Raw genomic sequence first — 23,648 nt, 5'->3', positions numbered from 1 at the left:
GTGGATGGTGAAACAGGGAATCTCGATTGGGCAGAATACCGTTATTCATGTAGAGGTCACGCCAGATATGTATGCTCAGTTTAATGGCGAAATTATTCATCAGGCATATTCGACCGTATCAATGGTTTATCATATGGAGTGGGCTGCAAGACAGTTAATCATCCCTTATCTTGAAGACGATGAAGAAGGAATTGGCGGGGGTGTTGAAGTGAAGCATATGGGACCAGCTTGTAATGGTCAGTCTATTGAAATACAGGCCGTTATTATTTCGCTTACGCATAAATCAGTGATTAGCAGAGTTGATGTTAAAAGGGGAAAAGAGCTTATTGGGACAGGAAAAGTTATTCAGTTTATTCTTCCTAAAAACGTGATCGCAATGAAATTAGAAAACGCTGAATTGTAAGCGATTTCATAAAGGGGTGAAAATCGTGTTTGATCGGATAGAAGAGCATGAACAGGTACTGTTTTGTAATGATGTGGATACAGGTCTTAAAGCCATTATCGCCATACATAACACAACGCTTGGACCTGCACTTGGTGGTTGTAGAATGCGACCTTATGAAACGGTAGATGAAGCCATTGAAGATGTCTTAAGACTCTCGAAAGGCATGACATATAAGTGTGCCGCGGCAGATGTTGATTTTGGTGGAGGTAAGGCCGTGATTATCGGAGATCCTTTGAAAGATCGAACTCCTGAGCTTTTTCGTGCCTTTGGTCAATTTGTAGAGTCCTTGAATGGGCGATTTTATACAGGAACCGACATGGGAACGACTCCTGATAATTTTGTTCATTCATTAAGAGAAAGTAGCTGTATTGTAGGTGTACCGGAAGAATACGGAGGTAGTGGAGACTCGTCCATCCCAACAGCAAACGGTGTTCTTTACGGGATACAGGCTACGAATAAAACGGTTTTCGGTTCAGAAGAGCTAGGCGGCAGAACATATGCCATTCAAGGTCTTGGGAAAGTTGGTTATAAAGTAGCAGAGATGCTACTTGAGAAAGGAGCAGATTTAATTGTTTCTGATATTAATCAATCTGCTATTGATCGCTTAATTCAACGAGCAATTGAGTTGAAGCAAGGGGTAAAGGTTGTTTCTGGTGATGCTATTTATGATGCGGAGGCGAATGTTTTTGTCCCATGTGCACTTGGAGGGATAATTAATGATCAGACCATCGATAAGCTTAGAGTACAAGCGGTTGTCGGTTCTGCGAACAACCAGCTCCTAACGAATGAGCACGGCGATTTGCTTAATCAAAGGGGGATCCTCTATGCGCCAGATTATATTGTGAATAGTGGTGGGTTAATTCAGGTCTCAGATGAATTGTATTCGCCTAATCCTAAGCGAGTGTTACAAAAAACGAAGGCGATTTACGATACGTTATTGTCAATATTTGAACAGGCTGAAGCCCATTCATTTTCAACGATCAAAGCGGCAAACTTGTTTTGTGAACAACGTATTGAAAGTCGAAAGCGTCGTAATAGCTTCTTCGCTCATAAAAAGCCTGGTAAATGGTCTGTTCGTTCTTAATTATTATGAAAGGAGGAGTTCAATGGACTTAACTGAACAATTCCCACTTATACAACTAGTTAATGGAGAAGGTAAGCAGCTGGAAGAAAACCCATTTATTACGATAGCGAATGCAAAGCGGTTTTATGAACAAATGCTGTTTTCCCGTATGTTTGATCGCAAAGCGGTCAATCTGCAGCGTCAGGGTCGGATTGGTACGTATGCTCCTTTTGAAGGTCAAGAAGGCGCGCAAATCGGAAGTGCTCTAGCGTTAGAAGATGGGGACTGGATGTTTCCTACTTATCGTGATCATGCTGCAACGGCAGCTTTTGGACATTCCCTCGTCAATATTTTTCTTTATTGGAAAGGATGTATTGAAGGGTGTGTTCCTCCAGAAGGAAAACACATTTTTCCTCCTTCCGTTCCAATTGCTTCTCAAATTCTTCATGCGACTGGGACAGCATGGGCTGAGAAGAAAAAAGGGAGTGACAGAGTATCACTTGTCTATTTTGGAGATGGCGCAACATCTGAAGGGGATTTTCACGAGGGTTTAAATTTTGCGAGTGTGTTTCAAATTCCAGTCGTTTTCTTTAATCAAAATAATGGCTACGCGATAAGTGTTCCGATTGAACGACAGATGCATTCAAAAACCATTGCTCAAAAATCCCTTGCTTATGATATGCCTGGCGTAAGAGTCGATGGGAATGATGTTTTTGCTGTATATAGTGAAACGCTCAAAGCGGTGCAACGTGCGAGGAAAGGCGAAGGTCCAACGTTAATTGAGGCTGTTACATGGCGCTATGGGGCTCACACGACGACAGATGAGCCATCAAAATACCGAGATCAAAAGGAAAGTGAACAGAGAAGGCAGAGTGAGGATCCGATTAATCGAGTGGAAAAATATCTAAGAGCTGAAAATAGCTGGGATGACCATTGGGAAGAAGAGCTTAAGAAAAAGGCAGAAGATCGCTTGCAAAAGGCTGTCACTGAGATGGAAAAAACAAAGAAGTCTGATGAAGAGCTTATGTTTGACCACGTGTTTGGCACTGACGTTTGGCCGGTTCAAGAACAAAAGAAGCGCTTTTTTCATAAGGAGAGTGAAAGATGAGCATAGCGGTCAATATGAAAAAGCTAACGATGGTGCAGGCAATTACTGAAGCACTCAAGGTAGTTCTTGAAGAAGATGAGTCTGTCCTTGTTCTTGGAGAAGATGTAGGGAGAAACGGTGGTGTTTTTAGAGCAACTGATGGCTTGTTTGAAGCGTTCGGTGATCAACGAGTAATTGATACACCTCTTGCCGAATCTGGCTTAATTGGTACATCGATTGGCCTAGCGATGAACGGGTTTAAACCCATTGTAGAGATTCAGTTTCTTGGCTTTATTTATCCAGGTTTTAATCAAATAGTTACTCATGCGACACGAATTCGAACGCGAACGCAAAGTCGCTATAGCGTACCGATGACCATCCGAGTTCCATATGGAGCTGGTGTAAGAGCACCTGAAATTCATAGTGATAGCACAGAAGCCCTATTTGCTCATATACCCGGTTTGAAAGTTGTTGTTCCATCAACGCCGCATGATGCAAAAGGGTTATTAATTAGTAGTATAAGAGATCCAGACCCAGTGCTGTTTCTTGAACCAATGAAGATGTATCGTACTGGTAAAGGTGACGTTCCTAATGGTAACTATACGATCCCATTGGGGAAAGGGTACAGGCGACGTAGTGGTGATGACATCTCCCTTTTTGCATGGGGAGCAATGGTGAAGGTTGCAGAAGAAGCAGCCGAGAAAGCTGCTGCTAAGGGGATGGAGTGTGATGTGATTGATCTACGTTCTCTTTATCCTCTAGATAAAGAATTGATCGCTGAATCTGTTCAAAAAACAGGACGTGCGGTTATTATTCATGAGGCTCCTTCATCAGGTGGAGTCGGTAGTGAATTGATTTCCATCATAAATGCCACTTCTTTTCTTTATATGAAATCACCAATCAAGAAAGTAACGGGGTATGATGCACCGGTACCGTTATTTACGTTAGAAGATGATTATTTGCCGGACGCCAACAAAGTTTTGCGAGCAATTGAAGAAGCGGTTCGCTTCTGAAGGAGGGATAAAAGTTGGATGTGAAATTGCATGACATTGGAGAAGGGATGTCAGAAGGAGAAATCGTACAGCTTTTTGTTAAACCTGGTGATCACGTACAGGTTGATCAGCCCTTAGTGGAAGTACAGACCGATAAAGTGACGGCAGAGCTTCCATCTCCTTTCGCAGGAACAGTAGAAACCATTCATGTTAAAGCAGGTGAAGTCATTGAAGTAGGAGGGACCCTTTTAACGATTTCACCAACGCGACAGCAAGCTGACCAAACGTTGCTTCCAAATAAAAAGAAAAGGATCTTAGCAGCCCCGTTTACGAGAAAAGTCGCCCGGGAGAATAATGTTGATATTGAGAAAGTAACAGGGACAGGACCGGCGGGGCGAATTACCGATGAAGATATTTTTAGGCATCTTACAACGCAAAATCCGGAAAAGAAAGAAACGGAGATAGCGAAACAAACATCCACCATCCCATTTTCCACAAGGCGGAAACAAATTTCAGCAAAAATGAAAAAATCCACTTTAACGATTCCTCATGTGACTCATTTTGATGAAGTTGATGTAACGAACATATTAGAGATGAAAAAAACGATAAAGGAAAAACGTGATCAGTCTATTTCCGTTGCTGCTTTCTATATTAAAGCTGTATGCATTGCTTTAAAGGAGTTTCCTATTTTAAATTCGGAATTAAGAGAAGAAGAAGGGCAGATTTACTTAAAGCCTGATCTTCATATTGGTTTAGCGACCGATACGGATGAAGGACTTATTGTTCCGGTTATCCATCATTGTGATAAACGATCTATTCATGATATCCATAAAGAAATGAAAAGACTTCATCAAGCAGCGATGAACAATGAGCTTACAAGTAGAGACCTTACATCTGGTACATTTACCATAAGTAATGCAGGACCACTTGGTAGCACAGGGGCAACGCCAATTATCAATTACCCAGAAGCCGCATTGCTTGCTTTCCATAAAACGAAAAAAATGCCAATCGTCAATGAGAATGATGAAATTGTGATCCGATCCATTATGTCAATTTCAATGACGTTTGATCACCGTATTGCAGATGGTGGGACATCTATGCGTTTTACGAATCGCTTGATTGAATTGATTGAACAGCCTTCATTCCTTTTAATGGAGCTCGTCTAATGGTTGTGGGTGAAATACTACATGAAAAAGACGTTGTCGTAATTGGAGCTGGTCCAGCGGGATATGAAGCAGCTTTTCGTGCAGCAAAGAATGGGAGAGACGTTACGCTAGTTGATCGGTTTCGTTCGGGTGGAGAGTGTCTTCATAGCGGGTGTATTCCTTCGAAACTCCTTGCAACTGCTGCAAGGAAATTGGGGGAAAAGGCGCCGGGAGTGAGAACAAACCCCACATTTTGCATGACAAAGTGGCAGGAAGAAAAACGTACGTTAATTGGTAAGATGGAAAAAGGGCTTCACCATCGTTTTAAGTTAAGTAACATTGAATGTGTGCAGGGAGAAGCATCTTTTCGATCACATGAGAGAATTGGTGTTGAACAAGGCGAGAAATTTGAAGTGTGGTCCTTTAATCATGTCATCCTTGCGACTGGTAGCAGACCTCTCTCTCCAGATTTTCTAGCGTTCGCTCACCCGAACATTTTCCCCTTAGAACAGCTCTATACGTTATCTTCTCTTCCGCATCATCTTCTTCTTTTTGGAGGCGATTATCTGACGATAGAAGCGGCGAGTACGTTTCGTGCATTGGGAGTGAAGGTAACCATTGTGACAGATCAGCAAAACATCCTTACTGACTGGGATGAGAGCATTCAGCGAGAATTAAAAAGACAACTTAAAAAACAAAAAGTAACGCTTTACACAGGCGTATCAGATTGTCAGGTAAAGGATCAGGGGCTATTCTTAGAATTCTGTAATGATAAAGGAGAAACGGTAGAAGTCGAAACAGAGATGATTGCCTATTCGATTGGACGAGTTGGGAATGGGGATGCCTTAGCGTTGGATCAAGCGGGCATTGATGTGCAGGATAATGGGATCATTTCGATTTCTGAGGAATGTCAAACAACACGGCCGAACATCTATGCTTGTGGAGACGTAACAGGAGACCCAATGCTAGCCGTGAAAGGAATCAAGCAGGGAAAGACTGCTGCAGATCATTGCTGTGGTAGAAATACCGTTTACTCACTGGAGTGCCTTCCGAAGGTGATTCAAACCCAAACTCCGATGTCTTCGGTAGGGTTAACAGAAAAAGAAGCGAAAGAAGCTGGATATGAAGTGATGACTGCAACCTCTTCTATGCGTGCGAACGGATATGCGATGGTAAATGGGGATACGGAAGGGTTGATTGTCGTTCATCGAGACCGTAAGAGTCATGTGCTTCTAGGATTCCATGCTATAGGAACAGGTGCAGGTGAGCTCATTGAAAAAGCAACGCTTGCGCTTGAGATGGGTGCAAGAGATGAGGATTTTATTTACCCATATACGCCACACCCGGGTTACGGAGAAGCATGGACAGATGCAGTAGAAATGACGACAGAAGAAAGTATAGTGAAAACAAAAGTAAGACAGTAGGTCAAACGCTCCAATCGGAGCGTTTTTTGATTTGCTTAAACGACTGATTAACGTAAAGAAGAGGGATAATGAATGATCATCATGGCTTTACAGAGTTGAGTGGATGTATTTTGATAATGATGGGGGTAATTTGCAGTGAATTTTAAACTTTCTCCATAAGAAAGCGTAAATGTTTGAGTATCCACTTCAATCCTCATACTTCCTTCTTCGATAAACAAATACTCTTCTACTCCTTCAGGGTGGGCAAGCGAATGATAATGACATCCTGGTTCAAGTTCAATATAAAATGTTTCAAATGACTTTCCGGGTTCCATAGGAAAGAGTGGGACTACTTTCATTTTTCCGCTTTCTTCTACGAGAGGCTGGATTTCAAATCTGTTCACTCTTTTCATTACTGGCTGTTCTTCATCGATGAAGGCAGTGAAAGATACGCCAAGTCCGTTAGCAATTTTCCATAGCGTGTTGACAGTTGGGTTTGAAGCGCCACGCTCAATTTGTGCAAGCATTGGTTTGCTTACAGAACATCGCATAGATAATTGATCCAGACTTAACTTATTTTCATGACGAAGTTTCTTCAACTTCTGCCCAATTTGTTGCGTTAAAGAATGATTTTCCATGACGTACTCCTTTTTTAGCTGTTTCAATTACTGATTGAAAATTCGTATAATATAACATACAATAAGTTTAATATATTTAACATGTAAGAGCAATAGGAGGGATATCGTGGAGGCAAGCGTAACAACAAACAGCTATTCTGGTTTTGTAGATGGCTTAAAGGCAGGAATTAGCATTGCTGTCGGGTATATGCCAGTTGCCCTAACCTTTGGCTTACTTGCAAGAACAACAGGGCTAACACTTTATGAAGCTGTTCTAATGAGTGTCCTCGTCTTTGCAGGGGCAGCTCAGTACATAACGTTAAGCCTGATTGCTATTGGTACAGGGGCTTTTGAAATCATTTTTACAATCTTTATCGTTAATATTCGCCATCTCTTGATGAGTGCCTCCATTAATGAAAAAGTGGAAGAAGATACCCCATGGAAAAAAGCAGTCTATGCTTTTGGGATTACAGATGAAACGTTTACGGTTTCAGCAACGAAAGCGGGTAAACTTACGACTGGTTATATGTTTGGCTTATGCCTGATCTCCTATTCTAGCTGGGTGCTTTTTACAGCGGGAGGTTACATTGCTGGGGCTACGCTACCTGGAGTGGTTCAGCAGGGAATGAGCGTCGCGCTTTATGCAATGTTTATAGGTTTGCTTATTCCTTCTGCTAAGAAAAGTCGTAAGGTTCTTTTTTTAGCAGGGTTAGCCGCTTTGTTTAACAGTCTTCTTACGTTCGCTCAGCTTTCAACTGGTTGGGCGATCGTACTGGCTACATTGTTGTCTTCCATACTTGTTGAGTGGATGGGAGGTAGGGCGAGAAATGAGTAATACGATGATCTGGCTCATTATAGGTCTTGCGGTTGTAACGTATATACCAAGAATGGTTCCGCTCGTCTTTTTTAATTCTGAAAAAATACCATCCGTTATTCAAAATGTATTAAAAAACGTTCCATTCGCTATTCTGGGAGCACTCATTTTTCCAGGGATCCTTACAATCCATGATGATCTCCTGTTTGGTGTAATTGGTGCAGTTGCTGCAATCCTAGCTGCCTATTTAGGAGCAAACTTAATTGTTGTTGTTATGTTTGCGGTAGCTGTTTTAAGTGCTTATGCCTATTTTATTTAACAAAATTGAAAATTAAATGATTTATATTTTCTGAGTTTTGTGATATAAACTAAGTAAAACTAAATATTGTGTTCTGAAGAGGAGGAATGAAACATGCATTTGTTTCGTATTTTGATGGTTGGTTTTTTTTCAATGACCGCCGTGTCTCTCGTTTGGTTCCAATCTGTCGAACTAATCTCCTCATTCATTGATTTTTTCATTCACAATAAAAGATAACGGATTGAAAAGAGCTTTTCAAAAAGCTCTTTTTTCTTTGTTTTTTTATCTCCATTAAAATTTTGCTATACTAAACCTTGCTACAATGACTGGATTAAACAGAAAAGGATGTTGCCCTTATGAGATGTATTTCAATCGATATGGATGGGACGCTTTTAACAAACGAACAAACCGTTAGTTTTGAGAATGTAAATGCTATTCGAGAGGCCCAGAGTCAAGGAATAACGGTAGTACTTAACACTGGAAGAGCTTATGATGGAGCCATGAAGCCACTCGAAGGTACTGGATTAGAACTCCCAATTATTTGTTATAATGGTGCAGAGATTCGTTCAATTGATGGAGATATCTTACACGCCATTTACCTTGATGATTCGCAAGTTCAATCGATAAAAGAAATTCTTGATAGTGAAAGTATTTATTATCAGCTATTTACAAATAAAGGTGTATTTACTCACGATTACGACGGGACGATTGACTTAATTATCGATATGATGAAAAGTTCAAATCCTAATTTAACAGATGAAGAATTACATATTGGTGCCAAGCGTCAGTTTGAGAGTTTGTCACTTAAGGCTGTTGATGATTTTGAAGAATTATTAGCCGATAAAACCCTCCGTGTCTATAAATTCCTTAGTTTCTCTTTTGATGAAGAACGATTGGAACGAGCGGGTGTTTTAGCGAGTAAGATTCAGAAGACGGTTGTTACCTCATCGGGTAAAGAGAATTTAGAAATTAATCATGAAGAAGCTCAGAAAGGACTTGCACTTGAAACGTTCGTGACACAAAAAGGTCTTGATATGAAACAAACTGCTGCAATTGGAGATAACTATAATGATCTATCCATGTTAAGTAAAGTGTCTTATCCCATTGCGATGGGAAATGCAGATGAGGAAATTAAACGGCAAGTTTCATTTGTAACGAAGAGTAATGAAGAAGACGGCGTTGCTCATGCCATTTATAAATTAATGGATGAAGATTTGCTTTCTCATTAAGATCACCTTCATAAGAAGTTTAAGTTTTTTTACAACGGGAACCTTTTCTATAGGAAGGGATTCCCAGATTTAATGGAGGTTTTCCGGACCCTTGTTCGCGCAGTCTTTGAAATACTCTGCTAAAGGAGCTGGAAAAGACAATGATAAAACCAACAGAAATTGAAGAAAAAGCAACGTGCCGGATGTGTGAGACAGAATATACGTGGTATATTCCCATTGCGAAAGAAAATGTTCATGCCAATGATCGGGTTGAAGCAACGGGGATCACGACGAAAAGCAGTCAGGCGCCAATTGTTGAACTTCATGTGCTTGCTGAATGCCCTGTATGTGGTATTCTGAATCGCTTTGATCACAGCTATGACCGTACAAATGTCTATGAAGAAAGTTTATAAATGTGAGATTGAGCCGGCAGAGGATCTGCTGGCTTTTTTTTATGAAATGAAATAGAATACTTTAATTTTAGCATCCTTTGAAAGAGTTGCAGCTCTTTTGTAGAACCTATAAATGAGAACGTGACCGGCCAGGTTCTAAAAAAATGATTTGCTCGTACTATTGATAAAGAGGTCATATTGGAAGGAGAATGAACATGAAGAAACGCATAACCTGGATCGTTCTAGGGTTCTCCATCTACGCCCTAATCCTCGGGCTCTATTTGTTTAAATGGGCGGACTTCGGAGTTCCTGAAGCATACAGGGGAACTGCAGCAGATCCAGCCACCTTTATGACAGGCAGGCAGTTGGAACTATCAGAAGAGTACTCGCGCTACAAAAGTTTTTTATCCTTTATTGCCATTCCCTATGAATGGATGATTTATTTAGGGGTTCTTGGCTTTGGTTTATCAAAACTGTTTAAGCAATTTAGTGAAGGGCTTTCAAGGAGAAGTGTCGTTATTGTTCCGGTATACTTGCTTCTATTAACGGCGTTTACATGGTTGCTCACATTTCCTCTCCATTATTGGGCGAGATCACTTTCAGTTAAATACGGCATCAATACGCAATCATTCTCTGGATGGATGAAAGATGAAATGATCTCATTTTGGGTTGATATTCTACTAACATCCCTTGTGATCGGTGTCCTCTATGCGTTAATGAAGCGTTATAAGAAAAAGTGGTGGCTGATAGCGTGGGGATTGATGATCCCATACCTTGCTTTTATGATGTACATTCAGCCTGTGGTGATTGATCCACTATATAATGATTTTACATCTCTAACAGATAAAGCGTTAGAAGAAGATATACTTACCATGGCTGATCGTGCTGATATTCCAGCGAGTCGAGTCTTTGAAGTCAATATGTCAGAAAAAACAAATGCAATGAATGCTTACGTATCAGGAATAGGTTCAAATTTAAGAATTGTGCTATGGGATACGACTTTAAGTAAATTAGATGATGATGAAGTGTTATTTATCATGGCGCATGAAATGGGTCACTATGTGATGAACCATTTATATGGGAATTTAGTTGGTGCGCTTGTAACGAGCTTTATTGGTTTGTATCTTGCTTACAGACTTCTCGGAGCGATGATCCGAAAGTGGGGCAATTCATGGGGGGTTACCTCTGAATCAGATCTTGCCTCATTACCAGCCCTATTTCTGCTTTTCTCTGTTATGTCTTTCATCGCCAGTCCTGTTGAACTTGCGGTATCTCGTCATGCTGAAATGAATGCAGATGCGTACGCCATTGAAATGACTCATGATGTTGATGCAGCGATTGGCTCTTTTCAAACGTTAACAGTAAATAGTTTGAATGAAGTGAATCCCCCTTTTATTGTGAAATATTTTAAATACGGCCATCCTACTATGATGGAACGTTTAATTATGTTAAATGAATATGAAAAAGACGATCTCAGTAAGTAAGAGATCGTCTTTTTATGAATAGAGAATGACTTGTAGGGTATCCTGTTTTGAGATACTTTAACTCGTTCGTAACAGAACCTTCACTTTATGAACAAAGAAAGATAGTATAGGATGAAGAGAGAGCAAGAAAGAAGAGTTTGTAGTTGGAATCATTTTAGTGAGGTTTCCTATTGATTAATGATCATGATGAGGTGACAAACGTGAACGAAGAGATTAAAAAAGTACTTGATGCTGGGATCTATGGTGCACCTGAATTAAAGCCAGCCGAGAAAGCTTTGTTCTTATCAACATTTAGAGAGCGAGTCTACATTGCTTTGACAAAGAGACAGGTCGCTCAAAATAATGTGTACCAAGAAGTAAAAGATGAAATGAGACAAATCCGAAATGGTATTCTCTATTTAAATGGAGATTTATCCTACTCGATTCTTTCCAAATATATTAAAGAAGCGAGCAAGCATTCTCTTTCATTTACGATTGTGAATGACAAAGAAACGGATACCCCCCTTGGGCTCGTTTTGGCTTCAAAACAGAATGCGGTCGAGCGAGAAGAAGTCTTTGTTCGTGATGATCGCTTTTCATTGGAGTAGTATATGAAGAAAAAAGATCGGATGAAAATGATTAAGAAGTTTGTCTTGATCGTTCTTGCCGTTGCCCTTGGGTGGGGGATCTATAATACGGTCATTGCTGACCGAAGTGTTGGGACGGAAGTCGGGGATAAGGCAGCTGGTTTCTCGCTTGAAACCATGGATGGCAAAGAAGTCAGTCTCTCAGATTATGAAGGGAAGCCCGTTTTTTTAAACTTCTGGGCCACGTGGTGTCCGCCGTGTGAAGAAGAAATGCCCGATATCCAAAAATTTTCAGATGTGCACGGAGAGGAAGTAACCGTTCTTTCCGTGAATTTTACAAAGTTTGAGCCAAATAAAGATAAGATCCCTGAATTTGTTGAGTCGCATAAGCTGACGTTTCCCATTCTGATGGATCGAGAAGGCAAAGTTGGGGAGAATCTTTACCAAGTTATTTCGATGCCAACGTCCTATATGATTGATGGCGAAGGGGTTATTCGTGAGAAACGAGTTGGGCCCCTAACGTTAAAAGATATGGAAGGTTGGCTTGATAAGGTAAAATGAAAAAATGACGGTCTCGTAATGTAGACCGTCATTTTTTGTTGGGGAAAAGGAACGTTATTGAAGGGAGATAGGCTGATAAGCGTCTTGAAATCCTGTTGCCTTAGCTAGTCTTTCAAGCTTTTCGTTAATATAACGGTGATCAAATTTATCGAGAACGTTAGGATCGAACCCTCTAATAACAAATTGCCCAAACTCCCATATGGTTTCATGAGTATCGTGTTTATTTCCATCAGCAGCTAATACTAACGAATGAAGGATTGATCCTAGAACGGATACGTCTTCTTTAGCATAGTGTCTGATTTGGTAGAAGCTTTTATAAAGATAGGTGTCGTATGTAATCGGATTTGTGATTACCCGTAAGTTTTTTTGAGCGTCATGGTAGAGGGGATGTGGAATGTGTTTCTGACCAAGACGTGACAAGACTCTCCCCAAACGATTAATGCAGTTAATCGCTGTGTTAGGGTCATTGATTCCTGGTGAAATAGCTCTCAATGCTATTTCTACAAGCTTCTGGATGCCGTATTCAATATCTTGGTCCGTTGTTCGTTCAGTTCCAAGAGAGAGCGTATTAAGAAGATTTTGTTCATTTGGAGCTTGATCGGCTGAAGACCAATAGGAAAAAATGACGGTTCCTTCGTCCACATATTCACCAATGTCACGTTCAAGGCGAATAATGAAATCCTGTCTTGTTGCGGTTGAGATTAAATCAGGCAAATCGATATTTTGTAAATACCCTGATTTTGTGGAGCGGATTGATATCGGATTTTTCATTTTGATCTCATCTAGTTCCCACGAGTCCCAGGAAGCAATGTTGCCTTGATTCGCTTCTTCAAAATCTAGAAAAGTTCGATCGATGGTGGTTAGTGTGTTAGTGGTAATGTGTTGAATTAAATTTCCGACAAGAATCCAATTTGAAACGTGATGGATGAAAAAGACAAAATAAGCAACACAAACAATGGCATAAATGACCGCAAAAACAGGTGAAAGATAAACAACATCGTCCTGGCTGCTTTGTTCAATTAAGAGAAGAAGAATAATGAAATAGATAATGCCCCCAACGAAAATCCCAAGTACTCTTTTAGTAATACGGTCTGTTATAAAATTCTGCAAGGTCCTTGGTGAGAAGTTAGATAAGTAAGTGGTAAGAACAACCATGATGGTTGAGAACGTAATGGTCGTCATCGTTAACATAGAGGAGACGAGGGTGCTTAGAATGGTTACGCTTGTATCGTATGTGGCAAAGAAAAAATAAGGAAGAACAACGGCCTTTCCTTGAATAACCGTGCGATCGATGATGAGTGTTAGGATGGCAGCGAGAAATGCCCCAACCCCATAGAATGTTGGGATAAACCAGAAGCTTGCTTGTATTCGCTTAAACTTATTATGCTCCATATCCCCTTTGCCTCCAAATAGAATGATTAAGAGTAGTATGTGAAGATAGGATTGTTTTTCATACATGATATTGTCTAGAAATAGAGTGGAAAAAGGAATGAAGTAGGCTGGATGGAGGGTATAGAGAAAATATAGTAAACCAAAGGAGGATCAACAGATGAAGATCGAGCGCACCGGCATCATTGAAAATTTCTCCGAAAAAAGATATGAATATTGGGTCGTCGAGAATGAATATGTGAAAATCATGGTCTCATGGATTAGTTGGGATGTGCCACAAGAGCGAATTAATCATTGGCTGGAAGAGATGGAGATGTCAGGCTCCTCTTCTAAAATCTCTTCTGAATAGAAGAGATTTTAGAGTGGAATGGCAGGAAGTCGGACCTAATCAATATGGCGAAGTTACGGATCAGGTGGAGAATCATTTCTTCGTGATCTATTTTCTTTTTCCATTTTCCTCTTCACAATCTCTTTTGGTTCCCAACAGTTAAACTGGTAGGTAGGCTTCGTTTCAAATCCCAATCTCACACAGCGATAAGTCGTTCTAGCATTTTTTACAACTTCAAAATGAATACAAGTAGCACAACAGTGAAAGCGGGAATAGCGGCCATTCATGTTAAAGGATCCTTTTTTAATGCCACTTTTTCAATGGATTGGATCTCATCCCTTTGAAAAGTAAGGCAGTAAATTTCAGGGTTTCTAAGAGCTTTCCAAGTATTAAAGTCAAAAGTAGAATCGAAATGTTGCAGAATTAAGGTTAATAAATTTCCGTGAGTCATTAAAAGACCATGTTCTTTTGTATCGCGAATTGCATCGCTTATCGACGCAATTCCTCGACAAGTAGCTTCCTGGCTCGATTCGCCACCTGGAATAGTGTAGGAATGATCGTTGAACGTTTTCTCTAATTCTTCTAGCCAGTTTTCGATTTGTTTACCAGACAATCTCCTTTCTTCTAATCGCTCATCAAGTGTGATTGATTCGTCTAATTGAAGTGCAAGCGGCTCAACGGATTGGACAGCCCGTCTATAAGGAGAACTATACAACCGATCAAATGGGATCGATTCAAGGGTTTGGGCTAGCTGTATAGATTGATTACGACCTTCCCTTGTTAATGAAGCCGTAGGTTCCTGTCCAGTTGCCTGGCAATGTCTAACGAGATATATTTTTTTCTTCATGGTCGCCACTCCCCTTCATGGTATTTAATACTATGATAAATTTTAACATTCAAACGAATGTGTTGGAAATCATATGTAGAATATTGAAACTTTTTTGTTGGGTTAATCGTTATAAGAGAGACCCCTTTTTTAAAAGATGTTTTACCCCCTGTTTGCTTAAAGAATGCTAGTCATTCTTTAAGCATTTTTTTAATGAATATGTGAACTTCCTAAAGAATGCAAAATTGGAGTGAGTGGAATGGAAAAATTTCCAGAACTAGTAACAAAGCGATTGAGACTAAGAGAATTAAAAGAAGCAGATGCACCAATTCTCCTGGCCATTTTTTCGAATCCCCATACAATGAAATACTATGGCAGTGAAAGAATGACAGGAATGGAAGAAGTCGAAGGAATGTTGATGAGTTTTCAGAAAGGTTTTGAACAAAAGCAGGTTTATAGGTTTGGAATCGAATTGAAGGATAGTGGGGAACTAATTGGGACGTGTGGTTTTCATAACTGGGCAAAGCGCGTGAATCGCATTGAGATGGGATATGAACTTGAACAACAAAAAGAAGGCAATGGCTACATGTCTGAAGCTCTATCAGCCATTATTCCCTTCGCCTTTCGTGAATTGGATGTTCATCGCATTGGAGCATTAATTCACCCGAATAATGCTTCTTCTAGAAAACTAGTGAAAAAGCTAGGATTCCGTGAAGAGGGGCTCCTGCGGGACTATGTGTTTGCTGGAGGAGAGTATATGGACTTAATCATGCACTCTTTGCTTAAAAATGAATGGTAACGTCGTAACCATTTTTTGACCTAATGACTGAAGGATGAGAAAAAGTTTTCTCATCCTTGGATTCAACTTACAATACTGGTGAGAACAGTCGTGCGAAAGATTCTTTGGTGCGATGTTTGAGTCCGCGTTTCTGATAGGAATCTTTTGTTACGCTGACTGAATCATTGAGATCATTTTGGTAGGCTTCGATCAGGTCATGAACGGTACTTGATTGAAATAAAAACATATTGACTTCAAAGTTTAAATTTAGTGAGCGCATATCCATATTCGCTGTTCCGATTGTTGCCAGATCATCATCAACAATCATTATTTTTTGATGCAAGAATCCTTTTCGATACATATAAATTTCTACCCCGTAATCAAGAAGCTCTGAAAAGTAAGATCTTGTTCCATATTGCGTAAGAAACCCGTCACTTATCTCAGGAACGATGAGCCTTACTTCAATTCCTCTCATAGAAGCCATTGCTAATGCGGTACGAATAGCTTTATTAGGAACAAAGTACGGGGTGGCAATCCAGACCCGTTTGGTTGCTGAAGTAATTAAGCTGAAATACAAATCCGACATAGCTCCACGTTTCGTATCGGGACCACTTGCAACGAGCTGTGCACCTCCATCACCCTCCACATCATAAGTTTCAAGATATTTGCCTGAAAGCAAATCCTCTCCACACATATAAGACCAATCCATTAGGAATACGCCATGAAGAGCTGAAAGAACCTCTCCTTCAACGAGAAGGTGCGTATCGCGCCAGAAGCGCATCGCGTTCATATCTCCTGCATATTCGTCACCGATGTTTAGTCCGCCTACAAACCCTACTTTTCCATCAATTACAATAATTTTACGATGGTTTCTGAAGTTAATGGTTTGATTTACGAAACCATATTTAATTGGTAGAAATTGCTGAACACGTGCACCGGCTTCTCTTAATGCAGTCTTAGAAGCTCGCGAAAGGTTGTGACTTCCAATCGAATCATAAAGGACACGCACTTCAACACCTTGTTTTGCTTTTTTGACTAGTAGGTCAATAATGGAAAGGCCAAGTTCATCGGATCGGAATGTGTAGTATTCCATGTGTATATACGTTTCGGCCTTTTCAATTTCGTCTTTAATAGCCGTAAACGTTTCTTTACCATTTAGTAAAAGCTTCGTTGTCGATCGTAGACTAATTGGACTTGCAACCATCGTAGCAATTAAGTTTGAAAAGTTTTGATTCCGTTCACTTAACTCGTGCCATTTTTCAGAAGCTGGGAAGTTCACGTATTTCTGAAAAAACTCAAGTCCATTGGTCCTCTTCTCTTTAAACAAATGCCCTTTAACTTCTAATTGACCAGAGAATAAAAAGAACACATAACCGATGATAGGAAAGAAAATTAAAACATAAATCCATAATAGCGATTTGTAGGGAGACCTTCCTTCAAGGAGGAGGACGAATAGAATAGAAAGTAAAATAGCGATATAAACAATTCCTGCCCCCCATTTCCATATAGGAGATAAGGAAGTAAACAGGATAATGGAGAGAGATGCTGTCATTAGAAGAAAGAAAATAATTTGTCTTGCTTGTTTCATAGTGTAGCCCACCTCATTTGAATTTGGCCAAAAAAAGTAAGGGCATCGCCCTTACTCCGCATGTTTCGATTTACGCTTTACGCGGTAGCGTCCCCATAAATCAATAAGTTGATCTCCGATTTCAACGAGTTGGGAATCTCTCGTTTCACGCTGTGGATTAGGGGTGTTTTTAATGGAAGACACCAGCCTTTTTAAAGGCTCTGGTGAGGATTTTGCCGTTTGAATAACACTTTGTACCGTTTCTTTCTTCGTTTGAATACTTTCAGAAATGGCTGCAGTCGTTGCTGTAAGTTTGTTTGTTTCGTCATTAATTTGATCAACTTTTTCTTGAAACCTAGCAGCGGTTTCTGATAAATCCGTTAATGATTTTTTTGTTTCTTTCATATTTTTTACTGCTATGTATCCCAAATAAATAATGGAAAGAACAACAATTGCAATACTAATGTAGACGATCACCATATGATCAACCCTCCTATTTACGACTATAAGTTAATATTCTCTTACCCTTTACACGGTATACGCAAACAAATTGTTGCGAAATTCATTTGCAGAAAAATTGAAACGTTTGTAACGTGTGAAACGTATTCCATAATTGGAAGGAGAGATGAAAAATGAATCGTTATTCGATTGAAGAATTTGTAAAGTCAACGGAACAGAAGGATAAGGGAGAAGGGTTTTTTGAACTAGAAACACCAAGAATGTTAGAAGTGAATTTGTCTGGAAGAGTGTGGGCAAAGGCAGGGGCAATGATCACTTATAATGGACAAATCAAATTCGAAAGAGAAGGGATTCTTGAACATGGACTTGGGAAAATGTTCAAAAAAGCTCTCACTGGTGAAGGGGCCTCTTTAATGAAAGCTGAAGGAAACGGTAAGCTTTATCTTGCAGATGCTGGAAAGAAAATTTCAATTCTTCACTTGCAGAGCGGTGAATCCATTAGCGTCAATGGGAATGATCTTCTGGCATTTGAAGATGGGATCAATTGGGATATTAAAATGATGAAGCGTATTACCGGAATGATGGCAGGTGGATTATTTAATGTAAGCTGTCAGGGGCCTGGAATGGTCGCAATCACAAGTCACTATGAACCTCTGACAATTAGAGTTTCACCGGGTAAGCCGGTAATAACCGATCCCAATGCAACTGTAGCTTGGTCAGGTCAACTGCAGCCAAATTTTCAAACGGATGTTTCGTTAAAGTCGTTCTTTGGAAGAGGGAGCGGGGAATCTGTTCAAATGAGATTTGAAGGAGAAGGGTTTGTCGTCGTACAGCCGTTTGAAGAAGTGTACATGCAAAACAGTCAGGGATAATCATGTCATTTTCATTAAAGGATCGTGAACTTAAAGCAGGTGTGAAGTTACTTGATGGACGTCCATTTTATCTCTCACTAGAGGGAATTGATAAATTGGAAGAGATTGCTATGGTTGATTCGTTGTTGGATCGATTAGATCAAGCTCTACAGTCGCATGAAGTGAATCACGTTTCCATTACTTTGAATCGTTTTCATACATCAGGAATTCAAAGGTTAAAAAATAATTTTTATTTTTTACAATCTACAACTTTGGAATACTATAAGAAATTTCAATTGGAAAAAGTCTGTGCTAATCATAATAGTAGTATCACTTATGAACAAATGGAAGAAGCGAAAATCCATTCATTTCTTTCAATGTGGGAGCTATGTTCGAAGGGGTCGCTCAATTCTCCTTCTAAGCATACGGTTGAGGTACAGTATAATGCGATGAAGCAGGAGATTGGGGAACAATATCAGACTAGTTGCTATCTCGTCTATTGGGAAGGAAGGGAGTTAGGGATTGTCATTCCTATCATTGAACCCGGGACAAAGGAAGAAGGACGGCTGTTTTATATGGGGGTTTTACCAGAACACAGAGGGAAAGGATATGGAACGTCGTTACATCAGCTAGGTTTAGCCCTATTACAAGAGAAAGGGGCTACCTATTATATCGGCAGTACTGGAATCGAGAATAAACCGATGCAGCAAATATTTCGCAATAATAATTGTAAACCAAATTTCCAGGCAGTCACCTATATGAAAGAGAAGTGAAATCGCGAAACTTATCATAATATGCTGAAGGAAGTAAAATATTCCTATTGAAATTAATAGAATTTTCATTATAATCATACAAAAGGGTTCTCAACAAAGGAGAGTGCATGTATGATTCGTTTAGAAAAAGGCAACCTTCTTAAAAGTGACTGTACTGTTATTGCGCATCAATGCGACTGTTTTAATGCGTTAGATGTTGGGATCGCAAAATCAGTGAAAGAGACTTATCCAGAAGCTGCAAAAGCAGATGAAGATTTTCCATTTTCACCAAAAAAGAAGTTAGGGAAATGTTCCTTTGCTTTAAGTCGAGATAATAAACGTATTATTGCCAATCTCTATGGTCAATACAAGCCTGCTGGCCTTCAAACAAATTACCCTGCCTGGTTAAAATCATTTGAACACATGATCAAAGAATTGAAACCATTTGAAGAAAAGGGTTTTAAAATTAAAATCGGTTGTGGAATCGATAAAGATGATTTAATTAATGTGAAGAAATCTCTTGAGAAGCTTTCCAAGAAATATGAAAAACCAATACATGTTTACTACTCTTAACCAAAACGTCCCCGAAATGGGGGCGTTTTTTAAATGAAGAGAACGATTCCTATTTTTAGTAAGATGGAATCAAAAATGTAAAAAGAACCCATTTTGTCGTTTATCAAATAGATAGCGTGGAATACAACAAGTGTAGCGCAAAGCAAAATAAAATTACTTGAGGAGGTTTCAAAAATGGCTAACAATAGTAATAACAACAATGACAAAATGAGTAGGGAAGAAGCAGGTCGCAAAGGTGGTAACAAAACAGCAAGAGAGCATAACAAAGATTTTTATCAAGACATCGGACAAAAAGGTGGAGAAAAGACAGCTCAGGAACATGATCAGGAATTCTATCAAGAAATAGGCGAAAAAGGCGGCAATAAAACGGCTCGCGAACATAACAAAGAGTTCTTTGAAGACATAGGTGAAAAAGGCGGAAAGAAAACAGCACGTGAACATGATAAAGAGTTTTATCAGGAAATAGGGGAAAAAGGCGGAGAACAAACTTCGAAAAATCAAGATAAGGAATTTTATAAGGAAATTGGGAAAAAAGGCGGTAAGAACAGTAATAACAACAATTAGTAATAATAAGAAGAACGAAGGGGAGTCCTTCGTTCTTTTTATTTGCGTTTTAGTAAACTACTTTACATACATAAAACATCCCTTCACCTAGGTGAAGGGATGTTTTATGTATTAAAATGTGCGTTCTTCTTCCACTTCATGCTGGTCATTAAGAATTAATAGGCGACTTGGCGAATCACCTTTTGCAAGTTCTTCTGCTTTCTCAATGGCAGTTGAACGCATATCGTAAAGATCCGTTGGCGCAACATCCTCAATTTTAACGTACCAACCTGTAACATCTTTATTTGGTGCTACTGTATATTCCTTCATGATTATATCCTCCTTTAAGCTGTGTATAACTAACTCTTCCCACGATAAAGGTAGATAAAACCTGCTTTCGGTAAGTATTAAAAAAATCAGCGCATTTACGCTGATTTTCTTGTTGGAGGAAAGCAATCGAAGTCAGATGTCTAAAGGGGTTAGCTTTCCGTAAAGATTCAATTTGTTGCCCTTTGTGTAGAAGGGACACTTTATTGTGGTTGTGAAATTATGTAGAAACCGATTACGAATGCAATAGGCACGATCCAAACCATAAAGGCTAGCGCCCACACAGTAAAACGGTTCCATTCTTTTTCTTTAGTAGCCAAGAGCAGACCCTCCACATCATAAGTTTAGTTTCATTATAACATGGAGATAGCTAAATTATGTGTGAACGATTAAAATTGTTGGAAATTCAAGATATGAATCGAATCGTTATAGGATAGCGATAATCTTCTCCTTGATTGGCCTTCACAGAAGCCATCACGATAAAGGTAAGATGAAGGATAAAGAGTAATGGAAGCAGGATTAATCCGATGATCACTATGCTGAAAATAGCCAGGATAACCGCATACAACGTTATGGTTATTTGGAAATTTAGAGACTCTTTCCCCTGTCTATCTATATACGGATTGTCTTCCTTTTTTATAGACCAGATGATGATGGGAGCGATGATGTGTCCAAAAGGGACTAAGTAGCCTGACAATGCAGAGAGATGAAGATACATAGCCCACTGACGTGTAACTAGATCAGGGGCAACTTCTTTTTCTTCCATCACAATCCCCTCCTATAGCCTCTATTTATTTCAGCATATTAGTTCATTGTTTGGGATATACCTGTGAGTATTTTCCCAACAAAAAAAGGAACCAGTCTTGGCTCCTTAATTGGCGTTATAGCTTATGTGATAGGAAGCTCGCTCTGTTTGAATAACTAATTCGGCCGACTGCTTTTTCACATCGTTTAATTCTTCAAGTGGAATTTCGAAAGTTGAGTGGGGTAACGGTACAGCAGATTCTTCCGAAATCACCTTTCCTTCTCCCTTAAGCTGAAGGAGCGTTGATGCAGTGTAGTCGTCAACGGTTTCACCGCGGTGTTGAAAAGAAAAGTCTTCAAGCTTCAGAATTGTTTTATCAAGATCATCTTGTTCTCTTTTCTCAATGATAAGATGACCGCCAACCCAATCACCTAGCGTACTTCGAACTTCTGATAACATTGTTGTTGTATCCATTTCATTCACCTCGATACTAATTTTCCCCAACTAACTAAATCGTAAACCGCATAACTGAATGTGAGCGAGTGAGAATGATATAATTGGATTATGAAATGAGACAAAGGATGAATAGCATGAAAACAATAGATATTGATGAAGTACTTCATAAAGAAATGCTCTTACTTGATGTAAGAACCCCTGCTGAATTTGAAAAGTTTCATATTCCTGGAGCAATTAACTTGCCAATTTTCACAAATAAGGAACGAGAAGTAGTGGGGACTACTTATAAGCAGAAAGGGACAGAAGCAGCGAAAGAATTGGGGATTTCAATTGTTTCTCCAAAGCTACCGGAGTTTTATAAACGCGCCAAAGAGATAGCAAGTCATCGGGAATTTGCGGTTTACTGTTGGAGAGGCGGTATGCGAAGTAAAAGCTTGGTAACAATTTTTGAGATGATGGGTTTATCCTGTTATCAAGTTGAAGGAGGTATTCGAGCCTATCGCCAAAAAGTAACGGCTGGACTTGAAGATTTTGCGTTGCAAACCACACCTTATCTTGTTCTAGAAGGATTAACAGGAACTTCAAAAACCGAAATTCTAATGGCTTTAGAAAAAAAGGGATATCCGATTATCGATCTCGAAGGTCTTGCTGCTCACAGGGGGTCCGTATTTGGAAGAGTGGATTTACCCGAACGAAGTCAAAAGGAATTTGAAGCGAAACTTTACCATCAAATGATCGCGATAGGAGAGACACCTTATTACATCATTGAATCCGAAAGTAAGCGTCTTGGAAATATTATTATTCCTGATTTTATTCTAGAGGGCAAACAAAAAGGGACGCGTATACATGTCCACGCCCCGCTTTCTTATCGAATCCATACGATCTTAAACACCTATCATCCTGAACAACATCATGAAGAAATCACCGATGCCATCTCAAAAATAGAAAAACGATTCTCTAGTGAAGATAAAGAAGTAATCAATCAGGCCCTTGAAACCCAAGACTATGCATGCATTATTGAACGACTGCTACTTTATTATTATGATCCTCGATACGAACATAAAGCTCATGAAAATGAAGGGAATATCATTCATTTGAGCTACGGATCGCTTGAAGAAGGCATTCAGCTTGTCCAGAATGAAATTGATCGTTTCGAAATTAAGCTTCGATTAGAAGGCGAGAAAGTTTCGCTTTAATGGATTTTCTTTCTTCCGGAAGCTGTTCCTTGTTATATCGTTCAATTAGGTCGTCAATACGTTTAAAATATAAATGACTTACCCACGCGACGTAACTTCGGTAAACTGGCGATTTAAGAAAACGTAGTAGCATATTATCATCAGGGCCGAAGTAGTATGTCTTATCGTCAAAAAAAGTAGAAAATCGCCTGAAGGATAATTTAGTAAATGAGTTGTCCAATTCAAAGCGAAATTTATTAAGGGCATCTGGAATTAAACGGATTGTAAAAACATCATCATTATCGAACATTTCTTTCGGCGTGGGTAAGATTAAGTAAGGATATTCCTGATCATCAAGGGCAATAAAGAAATCTTCAGGAGACTCATGGCAACTAGGCACTCGTTTGACGGTGGTTTCAACAATCAACTGATAGACTGAATCATTCATTTCGTATCCTCCCTTTGTAATCTATCATCATTGTTACCGTACTAGTAAACTTGTATACCCTTTTGTCGAAAAGTAGTTATTACAATCTATTATCCAACCCTCAAAAAAATTCCTCTATTTCAAATATTACAAATAATTTCTTCCATTGTAGATTCAAGTGAAGACAAATTCATTATGATTTCTTTTTTTTTTTCATTCGGAGTTTTACCTTCCAACAATCTTAAAATGTTTGAGCAAAAGACTTGAAAGTCAGAGATAGTCAAATTATAATATGGTTATAAGGTCAAAGATAGTCAAAGTCAAATTGAGCATCTTTCACCTTCCAACTATTTTTAATAAATGAACGATTATAAATA

Annotated in this window: 29 protein-coding genes; 20 read left to right on the top strand and 9 right to left on the bottom strand. The window is 39.4% G+C overall.

What is annotated here, in order from left to right:
• Positions 1-4 precede the first annotated feature (4 nt).
• The 6 genes from PQ511_RS13650 to PQ511_RS13625 are packed head-to-tail and all read left to right on the top strand — an operon-like array spanning position 5 to position 6,156.
• Positions 5-403 (top strand): thioesterase family protein, encoded by a 399-nt coding sequence (locus PQ511_RS13650; RefSeq protein ID WP_420541705.1) that lies wholly within the window; start codon positions 5-7, stop codon positions 401-403.
• Positions 404-428: 25 nt separating this feature from the next.
• On the top strand, positions 429-1,529 hold the full coding sequence (locus PQ511_RS13645; protein ID WP_420541704.1) for a Glu/Leu/Phe/Val dehydrogenase dimerization domain-containing protein: 1,101 nt from the start codon (positions 429-431) through the stop codon (positions 1,527-1,529).
• 22 nt (positions 1,530-1,551) lie between these two features.
• Entirely contained in the window at positions 1,552-2,616 is a 1,065-nt protein-coding gene (pdhA, locus tag PQ511_RS13640; protein WP_273852463.1) for a pyruvate dehydrogenase (acetyl-transferring) E1 component subunit alpha, read from the top strand.
• Positions 2,613-3,608 carry an alpha-ketoacid dehydrogenase subunit beta gene (locus tag PQ511_RS13635; protein WP_273852462.1) on the top strand — a complete coding sequence of 332 codons (996 nt, stop codon included), beginning with the start codon at positions 2,613-2,615 and terminating at the stop codon, positions 3,606-3,608. The genes pdhA and PQ511_RS13635 overlap by 4 nt, the downstream gene beginning before the upstream one ends.
• A 14-nt stretch (positions 3,609-3,622) precedes the next feature.
• Positions 3,623-4,753: a dihydrolipoamide acetyltransferase family protein gene (locus tag PQ511_RS13630; RefSeq protein ID WP_273852461.1), complete on the top strand. Its 1,131-nt coding sequence runs from the start codon at positions 3,623-3,625 to the stop codon at positions 4,751-4,753.
• Positions 4,753-6,156, top strand: a complete 1,404-nt coding sequence (locus PQ511_RS13625) for a dihydrolipoyl dehydrogenase family protein (protein WP_273852460.1) — start codon at positions 4,753-4,755, stop codon at positions 6,154-6,156. The genes PQ511_RS13630 and PQ511_RS13625 overlap by 1 nt, the downstream gene beginning before the upstream one ends.
• A 47-nt stretch (positions 6,157-6,203) precedes the next feature.
• On the opposite strand, the gene PQ511_RS13620 is transcribed toward PQ511_RS13625, so the two are convergent.
• Positions 6,204-6,773, bottom strand: coding sequence for a helix-turn-helix domain-containing protein (locus tag PQ511_RS13620; protein ID WP_273852459.1), 570 nt, complete (start codon positions 6,771-6,773; stop codon positions 6,204-6,206).
• 106 nt (positions 6,774-6,879) lie between these two features.
• Between PQ511_RS13620 and PQ511_RS13615 the strand changes: the two genes are divergently transcribed.
• From PQ511_RS13615 to PQ511_RS13585, 7 genes are all read left to right on the top strand, one after another.
• A complete protein-coding gene (locus PQ511_RS13615; RefSeq protein ID WP_273852458.1) occupies positions 6,880-7,587 on the top strand; it encodes an AzlC family ABC transporter permease in 708 nt (235 codons plus the stop codon).
• Positions 7,580-7,885 carry an AzlD domain-containing protein gene (locus PQ511_RS13610; RefSeq protein WP_273852457.1) on the top strand — a complete coding sequence of 102 codons (306 nt, stop codon included), beginning with the start codon at positions 7,580-7,582 and terminating at the stop codon, positions 7,883-7,885. Before PQ511_RS13615 ends, PQ511_RS13610 begins: the two co-directional genes overlap by 8 nt.
• A gap of 335 nt (positions 7,886-8,220) precedes the next feature.
• Positions 8,221-9,093, top strand: coding sequence for a Cof-type HAD-IIB family hydrolase (locus PQ511_RS13605; protein ID WP_273852456.1), 873 nt, complete (start codon positions 8,221-8,223; stop codon positions 9,091-9,093).
• Between the two features lie 140 nt (positions 9,094-9,233).
• On the top strand, positions 9,234-9,485 hold the full coding sequence (locus PQ511_RS13600; protein ID WP_273852455.1) for a hypothetical protein: 252 nt from the start codon (positions 9,234-9,236) through the stop codon (positions 9,483-9,485).
• 194 nt (positions 9,486-9,679) lie between these two features.
• Positions 9,680-10,948: a M48 family metallopeptidase gene (locus tag PQ511_RS13595; protein ID WP_273852454.1), complete on the top strand. Its 1,269-nt coding sequence runs from the start codon at positions 9,680-9,682 to the stop codon at positions 10,946-10,948.
• Between the two features lie 170 nt (positions 10,949-11,118).
• A complete protein-coding gene (locus PQ511_RS13590; RefSeq protein ID WP_273852453.1) occupies positions 11,119-11,535 on the top strand; it encodes a YueI family protein in 417 nt (138 codons plus the stop codon).
• Positions 11,536-11,538: 3 nt separating this feature from the next.
• Positions 11,539-12,075: a redoxin domain-containing protein gene (locus PQ511_RS13585; RefSeq protein WP_273852452.1), complete on the top strand. Its 537-nt coding sequence runs from the start codon at positions 11,539-11,541 to the stop codon at positions 12,073-12,075.
• A gap of 54 nt (positions 12,076-12,129) precedes the next feature.
• Here PQ511_RS13585 and PQ511_RS13580 read toward each other — a convergent pair whose 3' ends face one another.
• Positions 12,130-13,467, bottom strand: a complete 1,338-nt coding sequence (locus PQ511_RS13580; protein ID WP_273852451.1) for a DUF2254 domain-containing protein — start codon at positions 13,465-13,467, stop codon at positions 12,130-12,132.
• Positions 13,468-13,624: 157 nt separating this feature from the next.
• On the opposite strand from PQ511_RS13580, the gene PQ511_RS13575 reads away from it, so the two are divergent.
• Positions 13,625-13,813: a hypothetical protein gene (locus PQ511_RS13575; protein ID WP_273852450.1), complete on the top strand. Its 189-nt coding sequence runs from the start codon at positions 13,625-13,627 to the stop codon at positions 13,811-13,813.
• Positions 13,814-14,075: 262 nt separating this feature from the next.
• Here PQ511_RS13575 and PQ511_RS13565 read toward each other — a convergent pair whose 3' ends face one another.
• Positions 14,076-14,639: a histidine phosphatase family protein gene (locus PQ511_RS13565; RefSeq protein WP_273852448.1), complete on the bottom strand. Its 564-nt coding sequence runs from the start codon at positions 14,637-14,639 to the stop codon at positions 14,076-14,078.
• Between the two features lie 238 nt (positions 14,640-14,877).
• Here PQ511_RS13565 and PQ511_RS13560 point away from each other — a divergent pair, with 238 nt between their 5' ends.
• Complete coding sequence (locus tag PQ511_RS13560; RefSeq protein WP_273852446.1) at positions 14,878-15,417, top strand: GNAT family N-acetyltransferase; 540 nt, start codon at positions 14,878-14,880, stop codon at positions 15,415-15,417.
• 67 nt (positions 15,418-15,484) lie between these two features.
• Here PQ511_RS13560 and cls read toward each other — a convergent pair whose 3' ends face one another.
• Together cls and PQ511_RS13550 are read right to left on the bottom strand one after the other, a co-directional pair.
• Positions 15,485-16,984 carry a cardiolipin synthase gene (cls, locus tag PQ511_RS13555; RefSeq protein ID WP_273852445.1) on the bottom strand — a complete coding sequence of 500 codons (1,500 nt, stop codon included), beginning with the start codon at positions 16,982-16,984 and terminating at the stop codon, positions 15,485-15,487.
• 51 nt (positions 16,985-17,035) lie between these two features.
• Positions 17,036-17,443: a DUF948 domain-containing protein gene (locus tag PQ511_RS13550; protein ID WP_273852444.1), complete on the bottom strand. Its 408-nt coding sequence runs from the start codon at positions 17,441-17,443 to the stop codon at positions 17,036-17,038.
• Between the two features lie 152 nt (positions 17,444-17,595).
• On the opposite strand from PQ511_RS13550, the gene PQ511_RS13545 reads away from it, so the two are divergent.
• The 4 genes from PQ511_RS13545 (at position 17,596) to PQ511_RS13530 (ending at position 20,162) form a co-directional block, all read left to right on the top strand.
• Positions 17,596-18,294 carry an AIM24 family protein gene (locus PQ511_RS13545; RefSeq protein ID WP_273852442.1) on the top strand — a complete coding sequence of 233 codons (699 nt, stop codon included), beginning with the start codon at positions 17,596-17,598 and terminating at the stop codon, positions 18,292-18,294.
• 2 nt (positions 18,295-18,296) lie between these two features.
• Positions 18,297-19,046 (top strand): GNAT family N-acetyltransferase, encoded by a 750-nt coding sequence (locus tag PQ511_RS13540; protein ID WP_273852441.1) that lies wholly within the window; start codon positions 18,297-18,299, stop codon positions 19,044-19,046.
• Positions 19,047-19,157: 111 nt separating this feature from the next.
• A complete protein-coding gene (locus PQ511_RS13535) occupies positions 19,158-19,598 on the top strand; it encodes a macro domain-containing protein (protein WP_273852440.1) in 441 nt (146 codons plus the stop codon).
• 174 nt (positions 19,599-19,772) lie between these two features.
• On the top strand, positions 19,773-20,162 hold the full coding sequence (locus tag PQ511_RS13530) for a KGG domain-containing protein (RefSeq protein ID WP_273852438.1): 390 nt from the start codon (positions 19,773-19,775) through the stop codon (positions 20,160-20,162).
• A 111-nt stretch (positions 20,163-20,273) separates the two neighbouring features.
• On the opposite strand, the gene PQ511_RS13525 is transcribed toward PQ511_RS13530, so the two are convergent.
• From PQ511_RS13525 to ymzB, 3 genes are all read right to left on the bottom strand, one after another.
• Positions 20,274-20,471 (bottom strand): DUF2188 domain-containing protein, encoded by a 198-nt coding sequence (locus PQ511_RS13525; RefSeq protein ID WP_098446507.1) that lies wholly within the window; start codon positions 20,469-20,471, stop codon positions 20,274-20,276.
• 403 nt (positions 20,472-20,874) lie between these two features.
• Complete coding sequence (locus PQ511_RS13520; protein WP_273852574.1) at positions 20,875-21,234, bottom strand: DUF4870 domain-containing protein; 360 nt, start codon at positions 21,232-21,234, stop codon at positions 20,875-20,877.
• A 105-nt stretch (positions 21,235-21,339) separates the two neighbouring features.
• Positions 21,340-21,687 (bottom strand): protein YmzB, encoded by a 348-nt coding sequence (gene ymzB, locus PQ511_RS13515; protein ID WP_273852437.1) that lies wholly within the window; start codon positions 21,685-21,687, stop codon positions 21,340-21,342.
• A 116-nt stretch (positions 21,688-21,803) separates the two neighbouring features.
• Here ymzB and mnmH point away from each other — a divergent pair, with 116 nt between their 5' ends.
• Entirely contained in the window at positions 21,804-22,865 is a 1,062-nt protein-coding gene (mnmH, locus tag PQ511_RS13510) for a tRNA 2-selenouridine(34) synthase MnmH (RefSeq protein WP_273852436.1), read from the top strand.
• On the opposite strand, the gene PQ511_RS13505 is transcribed toward mnmH, so the two are convergent.
• On the bottom strand, positions 22,828-23,292 hold the full coding sequence (locus PQ511_RS13505) for a hypothetical protein (protein ID WP_226659536.1): 465 nt from the start codon (positions 23,290-23,292) through the stop codon (positions 22,828-22,830). The two genes, mnmH and PQ511_RS13505, sit on opposite strands and share 38 nt — an antisense overlap.
• Positions 23,293-23,648: the final 356 nt, after the last annotated feature.

The organism is Guptibacillus spartinae (genome assembly GCF_028610625.1).
Taxonomy (GTDB): domain Bacteria; phylum Bacillota; class Bacilli; order Bacillales; family Guptibacillaceae; genus Guptibacillus; species Guptibacillus spartinae.
Note: the sequence above shows the minus strand (reverse complement) of the source record. Positions and strands in the feature narration are given on the sequence as shown.